This window comes from Nocardia sp. NPDC059240, assembly GCF_042753865.1.
Classification (GTDB): domain Bacteria; phylum Actinomycetota; class Actinomycetes; order Mycobacteriales; family Mycobacteriaceae; genus Nocardia.
Genome location: NZ_JBHZAC010000003.1, coordinates 268,176 through 281,445, shown reverse-complemented (window position 1 = coordinate 281,445; position 13,270 = coordinate 268,176). Strand labels below are relative to the sequence as shown.

13 protein-coding genes are annotated in these 13,270 nt (G+C 65.8%); 11 read left to right on the top strand and 2 right to left on the bottom strand.

The genetic code is table 11. From position 1 onward, the window contains the following. Positions 1 to 94 precede the first annotated feature (94 nt). Both ACFXHA_RS11590 and ACFXHA_RS11585 read right to left on the bottom strand, forming a co-directional pair. Entirely contained in the window at positions 95 to 2,305 is a 2,211-nt protein-coding gene (locus ACFXHA_RS11590) for an MMPL family transporter (RefSeq protein WP_379355567.1), read from the bottom strand. Positions 2,306 to 2,338: 33 nt separating this feature from the next. Then, the gene (locus tag ACFXHA_RS11585) at positions 2,339 to 2,863 is read right to left on the bottom strand and encodes a hypothetical protein (protein ID WP_379355566.1); all 525 of its coding nucleotides are present in this window, start codon (positions 2,861 to 2,863) and stop codon (positions 2,339 to 2,341) included. A gap of 111 nt (positions 2,864 to 2,974) precedes the next feature. Between ACFXHA_RS11585 and ACFXHA_RS11580 the strand changes: the two genes are divergently transcribed. The 11 genes from ACFXHA_RS11580 (at position 2,975) to ACFXHA_RS11530 (ending at position 13,256) form a co-directional block, all read left to right on the top strand. Continuing rightward, on the top strand, positions 2,975 to 3,544 hold the full coding sequence (locus tag ACFXHA_RS11580) for a hypothetical protein (RefSeq protein WP_379355565.1): 570 nt from the start codon (positions 2,975 to 2,977) through the stop codon (positions 3,542 to 3,544). A gap of 105 nt (positions 3,545 to 3,649) precedes the next feature. Beyond that, entirely contained in the window at positions 3,650 to 4,561 is a 912-nt protein-coding gene (locus ACFXHA_RS11575; protein WP_379355564.1) for an MlaE family ABC transporter permease, read from the top strand. Continuing rightward, on the top strand, positions 4,561 to 5,421 hold the full coding sequence (locus ACFXHA_RS11570) for an ABC transporter permease (protein ID WP_379355563.1): 861 nt from the start codon (positions 4,561 to 4,563) through the stop codon (positions 5,419 to 5,421). Before ACFXHA_RS11575 ends, ACFXHA_RS11570 begins: the two co-directional genes overlap by 1 nt. A gap of 7 nt (positions 5,422 to 5,428) precedes the next feature. Next, a complete protein-coding gene (locus tag ACFXHA_RS11565; RefSeq protein ID WP_379355562.1) occupies positions 5,429 to 6,589 on the top strand; it encodes an MlaD family protein in 1,161 nt (386 codons plus the stop codon). Beyond that, a complete protein-coding gene (locus ACFXHA_RS11560) occupies positions 6,586 to 7,590 on the top strand; it encodes an MlaD family protein (protein ID WP_379355561.1) in 1,005 nt (334 codons plus the stop codon). The genes ACFXHA_RS11565 and ACFXHA_RS11560 overlap by 4 nt, the downstream gene beginning before the upstream one ends. Further along, positions 7,587 to 8,648 carry an MCE family protein gene (locus tag ACFXHA_RS11555; RefSeq protein ID WP_379355560.1) on the top strand — a complete coding sequence of 354 codons (1,062 nt, stop codon included), beginning with the start codon at positions 7,587 to 7,589 and terminating at the stop codon, positions 8,646 to 8,648. The genes ACFXHA_RS11560 and ACFXHA_RS11555 overlap by 4 nt, the downstream gene beginning before the upstream one ends. Before the next feature lie 3 nt (positions 8,649 to 8,651). Beyond that, entirely contained in the window at positions 8,652 to 9,767 is a 1,116-nt protein-coding gene (locus ACFXHA_RS11550; protein WP_379355558.1) for an MlaD family protein, read from the top strand. Positions 9,768 to 9,773: 6 nt separating this feature from the next. Then, positions 9,774 to 10,928, top strand: coding sequence for an MlaD family protein (locus ACFXHA_RS11545; RefSeq protein ID WP_379355556.1), 1,155 nt, complete (start codon positions 9,774 to 9,776; stop codon positions 10,926 to 10,928). Further along, positions 10,925 to 11,878, top strand: coding sequence for an MlaD family protein (locus tag ACFXHA_RS11540; RefSeq protein ID WP_379355554.1), 954 nt, complete (start codon positions 10,925 to 10,927; stop codon positions 11,876 to 11,878). Before ACFXHA_RS11545 ends, ACFXHA_RS11540 begins: the two co-directional genes overlap by 4 nt. 12 nt (positions 11,879 to 11,890) lie before the next feature. After that, a complete protein-coding gene (locus tag ACFXHA_RS11535) occupies positions 11,891 to 12,535 on the top strand; it encodes a hypothetical protein (protein WP_379355553.1) in 645 nt (214 codons plus the stop codon). 10 nt (positions 12,536 to 12,545) lie between these two features. Next, complete coding sequence (locus ACFXHA_RS11530) at positions 12,546 to 13,256, top strand: hypothetical protein (RefSeq protein WP_379355551.1); 711 nt, start codon at positions 12,546 to 12,548, stop codon at positions 13,254 to 13,256. The last annotated feature ends 14 nt before the right edge of the window (positions 13,257 to 13,270 follow it).

The window sequence follows — 13,270 nt, the reverse complement described above, 5'->3', positions numbered from 1 at the left end:
CGGAACTCGCCCCATTCCGCCCGCGTCCTGCGGGCCTCGTCGACAAAGAATTCTGTGTGTTTCAGTGACTAGCAGGGTGTTTCGCGGGTGCGCTTCATACCGAGACCTCCTCGGCGGCCGGTTCGGGTGGGGTCGCGGGCCGGGATTTGTACTCGGCCAGTCCGATGCGCGCGTGCAGCCGCTTCGCCCACGCCGGAGCCCACCAGCAGGCGTCGCCGAGGATCCGCATGATCGAGGGCACCAGCAGCATGCGGATGACGGTGGCGTCCAGGATGAGCGCCACGATCATGCCGTAGGCGATGTACTTCATCAGCACCAGCTCCGACAGCCCGAACGAGCCGGTCACCACGATCAGCACCAGGGCCGCGGCGGTGATGATGCCGCCGGTGTGCGCCGTCCCGTAGCGAATGGATTCCCTGGTTTCGGAACCGTTTTCGCGCGCCTCAGCCATCCGTGACATGAGGAAGATCTCGTAGTCGGTGGACAGTCCGAAGATGATCGCGATCATGATCACGAGTACCGGGAACGACAGCGGCTGCGGGGTGAAGTCCAGCAGCCCCGCGCCGTGCCCGTCGTAGAAGACGTAGGTCAGGAAGCCCAGCGCGGCCGTCAGACTCAGGAGGCTGACGAAGATCGCCTTGACCGGCAGTACGAACGAGCCGAAGGCCAGGAACATCATCACGAACGAGGCCAGCACCAGAATGACCAGCAGCCAGGGCAGCCGGTGGATGACGCCGTGGATCGAATCCCGTTCCAGCGCGGGCATTCCGGTGACATAGAAGTTCACCCCCACCGGCGCGCGCAAGGCGCGCAGCGCCGCGATCACCGCATCGGCGTCGTGCGGATCGGCCAGGCTCGCCTGATACACCTTCACATTCACGCCCGCCTTGGCGACGCCATTGGAGAACGGCTTCTGGAATTCCCCCACGACCCCCGGATGCTTGTCCGCCACCGCGGAATTCGCGGCGGTCACGATCGCCTTCTCGGTCGCCCGGTCGGCATTCTGGATCACCAGTTTGAGCGGGGAGACGCGCTCCTTCGGGAAGGTCGCGTCGAAATCCTGCTGTGCGACGCGGGTCTCATTGCCCGGCGGCAGGTACTTCTCACTGATGCCGGCGAACTCCGCCTTGAAGAACGGCACGATCAGCCCGGCCAGCACCACGATGATCGGCAGCGCCACCAGTACCGGCCGCTTCATCGACCACAGCGCCAGCCGCGACCAGAACGAGGCGTCGATCTGCGCGGTGGTGCGGGTGCGGCTGAAGCGCCGGAAACCGAAGGCGTCCACGCGTTTTCCGAGAATGCCCAGGATCGCGGGCAGGACGGTGATCGACAACAGCGCCGCCAATACCACCGCGGCCAGCGCCCCGATCGCGGCCGAGCGCAGGAACACCAGCGGGAAGATCAGCACCCCCGCCACGCACACCACGATGATGGTCGCCGAGAAGACGATGGTGCGGCCCGCCGTCGAGACCGTCGTCCGCACCGCCTCCTCCACGGTGCGGCCCTCGGCGATCTCCTCGCGGAACCGGCTCACCATGAACAGTCCGTAGTCGATGGCCAGGCCCAGTCCGATGAGCTGCAGTACCGCGTCGGCGAAGCTGTTCACCTTCATGAAGTCGGTGCACAGCTGCATGATTCCCCACGCGCCCGCGATGGTGAGCCCGCCGATGATCAACGGCAGCGACGCCGCGACGACTCCGCCGAAGACGAAGAACAGCACGATCGCCACCAGCGGCAGCGCGATCAGGTGCATGCGCTCGATATCGTGCTGCAGGGTGAGCCCGACCGCGTCGGAGACCGGTACCCGGCCCGCGACCTGCAGTGTCAGCCCGGGGATCGCGAGTTTGTCCTCGATCCCGTGATAGAAGTTCACGCTGTCCTGGTCGCCGACGCCCTGCAACCCGATGCTCATGAATGCTTTCGTCTCGTCCGCGTTGATGAATCGCGGCTTGCCCAGGCCCGCGTTCCAGTAGCCGCTGACATCCTTGATCTGCGTCCTGTCGTCCGACAGCAGCTGCTGGGTGAGCGTCTTGCCCGCTTGTTCGAGGTCCGGGTCGGTGATGCGTTTGCCGGGCGGCGCGGTGTACATCGCGATGACGTCTCCGTCGAAGTCACGCCCGAAGGTGTCGTCAGCCAGCTCGGTGCCGATGACCGACTCGCTGGTGTCGTCGAAATAGCCCTGCGCGGTCAGCCTGTCCTGGTAGCCCAGCCCGTAGAGGCCCGAAAGGCCCAGTACCACAACGAATCCGGCGACCACGGCGTAGCGGGCGTGGTACATCCACCGCCCCAACCATTGAAACACTGCTCGGATCTCCCCTCCGATCGCGTCGACCCGCTACGAGCAGGCGGGCGACTTGTAATCCGTCTGTGCGATCAGCCCGCAGATATCGCTGGAGGTGATCTTCCATTCGCCGTTCACCGCAACCAGATTCAGCGGCGCGGACCGTCGATTGCCATTGCCGTCCTTGTCCAGCCAGAACTCGGCCTCGAGCGTGTCGCCGTTGAGCGTCACCGAATCGGCGACCACACCGAATTCGGCATGGGGGTTCTCGTTCATGGCCTTCACCAGCGAGGGCAGGTCGGTCCGGAATTTCTCGCCGTTCTGCACCACCGAGAGCCGCTGATCGTCGGGAACGTCCTTCTTGCCGAACAGATCCTGCAGCTTCTTGTCGAGCTGATCGGCGGTGAGCGGATCGGGCGCCTTGCCGTTGGCGGCCGTGCTCGCGGCGACGCTGGTGGGCGCGACCGTGATGGTGACATCGCTGCTGCGGACATTGCCGCCACCGCACGCGGTAAGTGTCACGGACAATGCGACACTCGCCACGGCCAGCGGAAATGCATTCTTGCGCTTGATATCCACCCTTGATCCTCCTGTGATCGCGATCGCAGTTTGCATAACGAAGCGGGCTGCGTCACAGTATGCTAACAACTGTCTCAGTCAGTTGGATCGACTTTGGTCAGGAGGGGTCTGGTGGTGAGGACCGGAAAAACCCCGGCAACGGCGGTCGCCTACGGTTCGGCCCTGGTCGCCGTCACGGCGTTGATCGGCGGCGGGATCGGTATCGCTGCCTACCTCCGTACCCACCTCGGCGCACCGCCACCGATCGTGGTGGTCGCCCAGGGGCCGGCGGTCAGCACTACCGCGGCCGTGCCGTCCTCCCGCACCATCGCGCCGACGAACTCGATTTCGGTTCCGCCGGAATCGATTCCGTACCAAGTGCCCGACGTGCAGGCCTACACGGGGGTGCCCGCGAGTGCGCAGCCGGATTTCGGGCACTCCCTGGCGGGCCCGTACGGCTGGTTCGGGGGTGACGGTGTGTCGGCGCGTTGTGACCAGTGGCAGCGGGCCGCGGCGGTCGGGGAGACCGAGCGGATTCTGTTCGCCGTCTGCGGCGGTGAGTTCAAGGGTTACGACCTGCGCACGGCCACTCCGATCCGCGTCGAGGTGTCCTCAGTCCAGCTGTCTGAGGGGGAACTGACGGTGACGCTCGCGGGTGGAGAGGTGGTATCGCAGCCGGTCATCCAATGGTGGATGCCTTAGTTGCGTGGTGTCTGGCGACATCCGTCAAGTGATCGATCATTCTGCGGACAGCGTCGTCCGCTCGAGGCTAGTCTGTCTCAGACAATTGTTTGCGGGGAGTTGACAATGCAGAGCGCGACAACCGATACGGAAGGCCCCGCGGCCGATCCGGAGATCGAGAACGCGGGTGAAAGCCCACCCGAATGGCAGGTGCCGACGGTCCTGCGCCCGATTGCCAGGCTGGTGCTGTGGGCGTGGCGGACCCTGCTCGGTTCGATCGGCACCTTCGGCCGTCTGGTGTTGCTGGCCACCGACTCCTTCTACGGCCTGTTCCGCGACATCGTGAAAATGAACCACCCGTGGAAGGAGACGCTCACTCAAGCCTGGTTCATGATGAGCGTCTCCGGCTGGCCGGCCATCCTCATCTCGGTGCCGCTGGGGGCGATCATCGAGATCCAGGTCGGCTCTCTCGCCTCACAGGTCGGCGCGACCTCGCAGGCCGGGGCCATGGGCGGCATCGGCGTGATTCAGCAAGCCGCCCCGATGATTTCGGGCATCCTCATGGGCGGCGCGGTGGGCGCGGCGGTTGCCGCCGACCTGGGGGCGCGCAAGATCCGCGAGGAGATCGATGCCATTCGCACCCTGGGTATCAATCCCAATCACCGCTTGATCGCCCCGCGCCTGGCCGCCATGTTCATCGTCGGACCGCTCATGTGCATCCTGGTGGTGTTCGTCGGCCTGTCCACCATCTACACCATGACCCTGCTGCAGGGCGGTGTGCCGGGCGCGTTCTTCAATTCCTTTGCGGCCTTTGCCTCCACGACGGATCTGATCATCGCGGTCGTCAAGACGGTCATCTTCGGCCTGCTGGTGGTGCTGGTGGCCGGGCAGCGCGGGTTCGAGGCGTCCGGCGGTCCCAAGGGCGTGGCCGACTGCGTGAATGCCACCGTGGTGCTCGGAGTGATGACCACCTTCGCCGCGAATGTGCTGATCACACAGCTGCTTTCGATCTGGTTCCCGATGAAGCTGGGGTTCTGATGGTCATCCCGTCCCGATACCGGGCGCTGGGCGTGCGGTCGGCGCATCGGGCCGCCGACGTGTTCGTGCCGGTGGTGGCGCTGGGCCACCAGTTCGCCTTCGCCTATCAAGTACTGCGGGCGGTTCCGCGCACCCTGCACCGCTATCGGCGCCAGATCGGCGTCGTGTTCATGGATATCGGCTGGGGCAACGGCCGGGTCATCGTGGGCGGCGGCACCGTCGGCGTGGTGGTGTTCATGGGCCTGATGACCGGGGCCATCATCGGCATCGAAGCCTTCCAGGTGCTCGACATGCTGGGCATGGGACCGCTGACCGGATTCATCTCCTCCTTCGCCAATACCCGCGAGTTGGCCCCGCTGGTCGCGGCCATCGCCTTCGCGGCACAGGCGGGCTGCCGGATCACCGCCGAGGTGGGTTCCATGCGCATCTCCGAGGAGATCGACGCGCTGGAAGCGACTGCGGTGGAACCGATTCCGTTCGTGGTGACCACCCGCGTCATCGCCGGGGTGCTGATCGTCATACCGGTGTATCTGGCCTCGCTGGCGTGCAGCTACTTCGCCACCGCCTTCTTCATCAAGGTCGTGCACGGTCAGGCGGGCGGCACCTACGACCACTATTTCCAGGCGTTCCTGAACCCCAAGGACATCTTCCTGTCGCTGTTCAAGGCCGTCGTGTTCGTGGTCGTGATCATCCTGGTGCACTCCTACTACGGCTTCTACGCCTCGGGCGGGCCGGAGGGCGTGGGGGTCGCTTCCGGGCGGGCCATCCGAACGTCGCTGGTGCTCATCATCGTGCTCGATCTGACGCTGACCACCGCGCTGTGGGGAATGCTCGTCACCGATCTACGGATCACGGGGTAGCGGCGCGATGAGTGTGCGGAAGTATCAAGCCATCAACGGGCGCGGGCCGGGACCGGTCACGCTGCTGGCGATCGGCGTGGTGGGCGGCACTGTGCTGCTGACGATCTCGCTGCTGTTCACCACCTTCGTCAAGGGCGGATTCAAGCCCGAGTTCACCGTCAACATCCAGGCCGAGCAAGTCGGCGAGGGCGTCTTCGAGGGCGCGGACGTGAAGATGGACGGCCTGCGCATCGGCGAGGTCACCAAGGTCGAAACCCAGGGCGTGGACCGGCAATTCATGCGGATCACCGTCGACCCCAAGGACGCGAAGTTCCTCGCCGACAATGTGCAGGCGCGCTTCGTCTCCTCCAACACCCTCGGCATGACCGCGCTCGAGCTGTTCTACCTCGGCCCGCGTGGCCGGGCGCTGCACGACGGCGCGACCGTCGCCATTCCCAAGGATTCCCAGACTGTCACCGTCACCTCGGTGATCCGGATGGTCGGTCAGCAACTGGCCGAGATCGACACCGGCCCGGTCGGGCGCATCGGTTCGGTGCTGTCGTTCGACGGCAGTACCGAGGGCATCGGCCGGATGATCGCCACCGCCATCGACATCGGGCGCATGAAGGTGGGCGAGGACATCCTCGTCGCCATCGACCCACGACCGGCGCTGAACTCGGCGGCCAGTGGCACCGCGGACCTGACGGTCGCGGCCCGCGGCGTGCTGGACGGCTTCCGCGCCAACGCGAGTCGCGTCGCCTTCCTCACCGACCGGCACGACGACCTGGAGGCCATCATCACCTTCGTCGGCAAGGTGATCGGCGATCTGATCAATATCTTCCCGCAGCCGGAGTTCAACAGCGTGGTCGACGCCCTACTGAGCCTGGCCACCCCGATCAGCAAGACGGCGGGCGGGATCACCAGCTTCTACGACCGCCTGCCGATGCTGCTCGATCAGGTCGACAAGGCGTTCACCCCGAACCCGGATGGGACGGTCTCGCTCCAGGTGCAACTGCTGCTCGCCCACATGCCGTATCTCGCAGGCGATCCCAAGCTCATCGCTGCCGGTCCGCAGACCGTGCCCAACGCACCGTCCGTGATTCCCGGGCTGCCGAGCATCCCCGGCCTCGCCATCCCGCCGGGCCTGTTCGGCTCGACTCCGGCCGCACCGTCGGGGGGTGACCGGTGAAATCGGTGCGCAGCGCGGCCGTTCGGCTGGGTGTCGTCGGCGTCGTCATCCTGCTCATGGGGGTGATGATCTGGACGGCGTTGCAGACCCCGGTCAAGGCGCAGACCCGCAGCTATGCCGCGCACATCGCGGATGTGTCGGGGCTGAAACAGGGTTCGGATGTGCGCATGGCCGGGGTGCAGGTCGGCAAGGTCACCGAGATCCAGCTGGACGGGACGGTCGCCTATGTGCGATTCACCGTCGCCGAGGGGCAGGAGCTGTACGACAACACCGAGGTCGCAGTCCTGTTCCAGTCGCTGATCGGGGACCGCTACCTGGCCCTGCAACAGAAGGTGGCCCCGGGCAACAAGATTGCGGCCGGGACCACCATCCCCCTCGAACGCACGCACGGTTCGTTCGACATCTCCGAACTTTTCGACGCCGTCCGGCCCATATTCCAGACGCTGAATTCCGGGTCGGTGGACAAGTTCCTGGAGAACATCCTGCTCGTGGTGTCCGGTGACGGGCGCGGGCTGGGGCCGGTCATGGACGATCTGGACAAGATCATCCAGGTGGCCTCGAGCCAGGAACCCGTGGTGACGCTGCTGGCCGACAATCTCTCGGCACTGCTGGCCCGCTTCGAAGGACAATCACCCAAGATCGACCACATGATCGAGCAGATCCTCGGTCTGGTCGACTACGTCTACGGCAAGCTCGACATGCTCAAAGACCTCATCGCCAAGGGCATTCCGGGCATCGACACCGCACTGCCGCTGTTCGACCGGCTGGTCGCGGTCTACTACGACAACTTCGGCGGCATGGAGCGGCTCTACAACATGCTGCTCGGCCCGGAGATGGTGACCTTCATCCGGCAGACCCTGGCAGCCGCGCCGCTGGCGATGCAGACGCTCGACAGTCTCACCCTCGAACCCAAAGCGGGCGACCGCTGGAGCTGCCTGAACGGGCTGCCGATCCCCACCACCATCGTCCTGGGCACCGAGCGGATGGAGGCCTGCAAATGAGCACCACACTGCTGGAACGCGTCCCGCTGCCTCGGATTTCGTTGCCGAGCCTGCCGCGGCTGACCGTGCGCAGCACCGAACATCAGCGGCGCTTCGAATTCCGGATCGGCATCGCGGCCATCCTGGTGACGGTGGGCGCACTGCTCGCCGCCGTCGGCGCGTACGTGATTCCGTTCGGGCAGACCGTCTATCGCGCCGACTTCGCCAACTCCGGTGACCTGCGCGCCGGCGACGATGTCCGGATCGCGGGCATCACGCTGGGCAAGGTGCGCGCGGTGACACTGGTCGGCGATCACGCCGAGATCTCCTTCGACGTCGACTCCAAGGTGCACATCGGCCTCGACACCACCCTGCGCGTCAAACTCATGACCCCGATCGGCGGCCGGTATCTGGCCGTGCAACCGGCCGGAAGCGGTTCCGCCGCAGGCAAGATCATTCCGCGCGAGCACAGCAAGACGCCGTACGACCTGTCGGCGGCGCTCGAGGACGCCACCCCGGCGCTGGCCGGCATCGATGCCGGAAAGCTGCGCGAATCCATCTCGAAACTGGCCGGCGCCTTCGACCAGCAACCGCAGGCGCTCAACGACATCCTCACCAACGTCAACAGTCTCTCGTCCATCGTGGCGGCGCGGCGGGCCGAATTCTCCCGCGCCCTCGACATCGCCAAGACCTACCTCGAGGTGGTGATGAACAAGATGGACCGCATCCAGCTCGCCGGTCAGCACGTGCTCGACCTGTACCGGGTGATCGCGGCCAACCGTGAAGGGCTGATCCGGATCATCGGCGAGATCCGCCGCGCCTTCGACTACATCACCCCGATCTTCGACGCGGCCGACAAACAACTCGGGCCCGTGCTGGAACCGCTCTACGACACCATCGACAAGGCCGTCGCCGATCTCGTGAACAACAAGGACGCCCTCGCGGGGCTCGACCAGAATCTCGTGCAACTGCTCGACTTCTTCGCCAAGAACACCGAAAACCCGTATGTCACAGTCGATCAGTCCGGTGCGGTCGTCACCGACACTCCGCTGTGCCCGGCCGGAAAGCCGGGGTGCTGAACCATGGCGAAACTGAAGGGCGCCGTCCTGGTCATCGCCCTGGTGATGGGCGCGATCGTGGCGCTGACCGGAAAGCAGTACTACCAGAGCCACAACGCGCCGCTGACCCTGTGCGCCGAATTCCGTGACGCCGTGGGCCTGTACAAGGGCAACAAGGTCAGCATGCTCGGCATCCAGGTCGGCAATGTGACCGACATCCGGCCCAAGGCCGACGGCGTCGAAGTGACGATGACCGTGGACCGCAAGGTGCGGCTGCCGCAGCAGCTCGGCGCGGTCACCATCGCCAATTCGATCGTCACCGACCGGCACATCGAGCTCGGCCCCGCCTACACCGGCGGCGGCACCTTCGACTACCGCAACTGTATTCCCGTGGACCGCACCAAGACTCCGGTCGGCTTCACCGAGGCCATGCGGGCCATGGCCACCCTCACCGAGGACATGACCGGCAAATCGCATGACGCGCCGCTACAGGAGAAGGAGCCTGCCGTCCTGGGCGACTCGCTGGCCCGCATAGCCCAGCAGGTGCACGACAGCGCGGTGCCGCTGAACGGGGCCATCAAGAACATCTCCGACATCCTCGGCGATTCGGCGGCCGGGGCGAACTACATCATCGGCGCGATCCTCAAGCAGATGCGCAAGATCAGTGAGAACCTCGACACCGGCAGCGGCGACCTGGATTTCCTGCTCGGTTCGGTCACCGACGCGATGAACATCGCCAACCGGGTACTGCCCGATATCACCGGGATCATGAGCGATATCGGGGTGTGGGTGCCGCCGCTGGCCAATCTGCTGATCTACAAGTGGTTGAAGGTGATCATGGCCGTGGCCGACGGCGCGTTCCCGGTGATCTTCAAGATCCTCGACCACACACCGGATTTCGTGGACTTCCTGAAGAACGTTCCGGCGGGGCTGGAAGGGGCGGGGCGGTTGTTCAACGAGAAGCTCGGGGCCGGGCAACTGCAGTACGTGCCGCCCAGCTTCCGCATCGACCCGGGCCTCGCGCGCGACATCTGCGCGATGGCCAAGCCCTGGTATGCGCCGTGCGACCGCGACTTCACCGACGGGCAGACCGTCGACCTGGGTGTGGTGCAACTGATGATGGCCGCGGCCGGGAGGTGAGAAGCAATGGTTAGGAAGCCTTTTCGCGGTGCCGTGCTCGGCGTGCTGACGGTGGCGGCGGTGTCGGGTTGCGCGGTGCGGCCACTGGACATGCCGCTGCCGGGCATGCAGTACGGCAAACCGACTTATCAGGTCCGCGTCGAATTCGGCGATGTGCTGTCGCTGCCGTTGAAGACCGCGGTGGAACTCAACGGCGCGAAGGTCGGCGTCGTCGAATCCGTCAGCGTGCGACCGAATCCCGAAGCCCACGTGCCGGCGCTGGCGGCGGACAAGCAGCCCTACTATCAGCCCACCGCGATCCTCGACATCGACAAGAACGTGCGGCTGCCTGCCGAGACCCAGGTCGAGATGGCGCAGCGCACCCTCTTCGGTGACACCTTCGTGAAACTCACCATCCCGCCGCAGGTTTCGGGCCGAACCCTGACCCAGGGCAGCGTCATCCCCATCACCCAGACCAAGCAGGCGACCAATGTCGAGGAGTACATGGCGGCGGTGGTCGGCTGGGTCACCGGCGGCAACATCCCGTTCGTGGACTCCTTCGTCACCAACGTCAACCAGGCGTTCCCGGCCGACTCCGGAGACTTCCGGTACTTCATGCAGAAGTTCTCGCAGCAGCTCGACCGGATCGGGGCCTCCACCCGGCAGCTGTCGGACATCCTGAACAACGCCACCGCGGCCATCGACACCTTCCGGACCGCGGAAGACGTGTGGCACTTCGTCTTCGACTCCGCGCCGGTGCTGCTGGGCGTCGTGCAGCAGGTGCTGCCGGACTTCACCTACTTCATCGACGCCATCCGCAACCTGGCCGACTGGGCCAACCAACTGCTGGTCGATCCGAACAATCCCAAGACCAGAACGCGCCTGGACGCCGCCAACCGGTTCATCGACGTGTGGACGCCACTGGCGCAGGCGCTCATCGCCTCGCCCACCGAATTCCCGCGCACGATCGGATCGATCGGCGCACTGCTGCAGAACAAGATCGTGCCATTCCTCTCGGCACGCGGCTTTCCCTCGATCGTGATCTCGGACGTGGTGCCGCAGACCCCGCCCGAACTGCTGACCGGGGATCCCGTTGCCGACCAGCGCATTACGGCAGCCAACGAACAGGCGTTCCACGATCGGGTGACACCGATCCTGAAGATGGTGGGGTTGGCGCGATGACCCGCAAGGTCCTGGCCTCGGCGCTGGCGATGCTCGTCATGGCCGTCAGCGCCACGCTGTATCTGACCTACGGCGTGTTCGGGTATCACCCGGGCGCCAAGACGTATTCGATGACCGTGGTGCTGCCGAGTTCCGGTGGGCTCATGCAGACCTCGCCGGTCACCTTCAACGGTCTGCAAGTGGGCCGGGTGACCACGCTGGAGAAGTCCGAGGGCGGCATCACCGCGCGCCTGGCGGTGCGGGCGGAATACCGGATCCCGATGGATTCCACCGTGACCGTGGCCAATCTGTCCGCGGTGGGGGAGCAGTACATCAACTTCGCGCCCAAGACCGTGGCCGGGCCGTACTTCGGCGACGGGGCCGTGGTGCCCACCGACCATGTGGTTGCGCCGCTGACCATCGCGCGGGCGCTGGGCGGGGTGCAGGGCGTCATGGATCAGATCAATCCCGACAGCATCAACCAGATCCTGTCCGGGACCGATATCGCGATCCAGGATGTCGGGCCGAGCATCCAACGACTGGTCAACTCCGGCAGCATGTTCGCCACCACGCTGCGCCAGAACCGGGAACTGATCCAGCGCATGGTGTCGTTCCTGGCCGGCGCGGCCGGTGAATCCTCCGGCGAGAAGATGACCCTGCTGCGCGACAGCGCCGACCGGCTGGCCCGAACGCTGGCCCCGGAACTGCCCGCGCTGCTGGATCAATTCATTTCCATCACCGAGACCAGCGGCGGCAAGCAGGTCATCCCGTTCATTCCGCTCGCGCAGCGGCTCATGAAATACCTGCAGGTGCTGGTCCAGAAGGGCGGTCCCGCACTGGAAATCATCCGCCCCTACGTGCTGGACCCGCTCGAGCACATCGACTACGACCCGGGCAAGGCGATGGACGGGCTGCTCGCGGCCTTCCCCGCCGACAAGGGTTTCCGGCTGCTGGTCGACATCCCGCACTGAGGAAGGGGAGGGATGAAGTCTCTCTGGAAAGACTGGAGCGCCAACGGGATACGGATTCCGTTGCTGGGTGTGGCCACGCTGCTGCTGATCGCGGCCGCGGTCACCGGCGTGATGGGCTACCGCAATTGGGACCTGTCCAATCGCAATGCCGCGTTGACCGGTTCGCTGGCCGATGCCCGGCGTAAGGAATCCGATTGCGCCGCTGCCATCAAGGCGGGCACCGATTTCCTGCTGGCCGCCAATAACTTCAGCTACAACAAACCCGACGAGTGGACCCCGAAGATGGCATCGCTGTCGTCGGGGGCGATTCACGACTACTTCGCCAATGCGCAGGTGGCGCACGACAACAGCGAGCTCATCAAGGCGGGCAGGCTCGTCAAGTCCGCCACCGTCGCCGACGCCGCGTGCGCCGCGCAGGCCGGCACCGGGGTGCGGGTGATCGCCCAGCTCGACGAACAGACCCAGAACTTCCAGACACCCGACCCGGTGAAGACCACCTCGGCGGTATGGGTGGAACTCACCAAGGTCGACGGCGTGTGGAAGGCCGCCGACTCCGGGCGCGGCGATCAAGCGCTGGCCGGGAACGTCTCCGGCGTCGCGCAACCGCCCGGACCGCAGTCACCCGCCAACCCGTCCCTGCCCGCAACACCCCGCTAGGAGATCGACCGTGGAAACGAAAGAGCAAGAAGCGGTCGAGGTTTCGGCCGACACGGACGCGACCGTCCTCGCACTGAAGCCACGCAAGCGGACGCGTCCCGCCCGCAAGCCCCGGTCGTGGCGCGACCGGGAGATCGCGGTGACCAAGCGCCGGGTTCGAGCCGCCGGGCTGGCGGCCCTGCTGCTGCTCGGCGGAATCGGTTCGGCCTGTGGGTATTTCGCGTACGAGAAGCACACGGCGGCCGCGGACGTCGCAGCCGCCCAGGCCCGGCAGACCGACCGGGATGCCGCCGCAAAGGCCGCCTCGACCTTCCTCACCACCATGTTCACCGTCAATGACGGCAGCCTGGACCGGTGGGACAGCGCGGTCTTGGCCGCCACCACCGACTCCATGCACGATCAGCTCGCGCAGTGGCGGGCCGTGCTCGAGAAGCTGGTCAAGGCGCACGTGCAGATGAGCAGCGTGATCACCGACATCGGCCCGGTCTCGCAGAACGGTGACGCGGTGACGCTGCTGGCGGTCATCGAATCCACCGGCAACACCGACCCCAACTCGGCGCAGCCGGGGACGACCGACAGCTCGGCGGTGGTGGACATGCGCAGGATCGACGGCACGTGGAAGGTCCAAGGCTACGGCCCCGCCGGTGGCATGCCCGCCGCGAAATCCGCCCCCGCGCCGACCAGCACCGCCGCGCCCGCCCCCGACCAGGCACCCCGCTGACCCGAAAGCCGGAA

What these genes read in the sequence shown, in the direction of transcription:
- ACFXHA_RS11575 (WP_379355564.1), top strand. Translation starts at nt 3,650, where the DNA reads ATGCAGAGCGCGACAACCGATACGGAAGGCCCCGCGGCCGATCCGGAG.
- ACFXHA_RS11565 (WP_379355562.1), top strand. Translation starts at nt 5,429, where the DNA reads ATGAGTGTGCGGAAGTATCAAGCCATCAACGGGCGCGGGCCGGGACCG.
- ACFXHA_RS11535 (WP_379355553.1), top strand. Translation starts at nt 11,891, where the DNA reads ATGAAGTCTCTCTGGAAAGACTGGAGCGCCAACGGGATACGGATTCCG.
- ACFXHA_RS11545 (WP_379355556.1), top strand. Translation starts at nt 9,774, where the DNA reads ATGGTTAGGAAGCCTTTTCGCGGTGCCGTGCTCGGCGTGCTGACGGTG.
- ACFXHA_RS11570 (WP_379355563.1), top strand. Translation starts at nt 4,561, where the DNA reads ATGGTCATCCCGTCCCGATACCGGGCGCTGGGCGTGCGGTCGGCGCAT.
- ACFXHA_RS11555 (WP_379355560.1), top strand. Translation starts at nt 7,587, where the DNA reads ATGAGCACCACACTGCTGGAACGCGTCCCGCTGCCTCGGATTTCGTTG.
- ACFXHA_RS11550 (WP_379355558.1), top strand. Translation starts at nt 8,652, where the DNA reads ATGGCGAAACTGAAGGGCGCCGTCCTGGTCATCGCCCTGGTGATGGGC.
- ACFXHA_RS11540 (WP_379355554.1), top strand. Translation starts at nt 10,925, where the DNA reads ATGACCCGCAAGGTCCTGGCCTCGGCGCTGGCGATGCTCGTCATGGCC.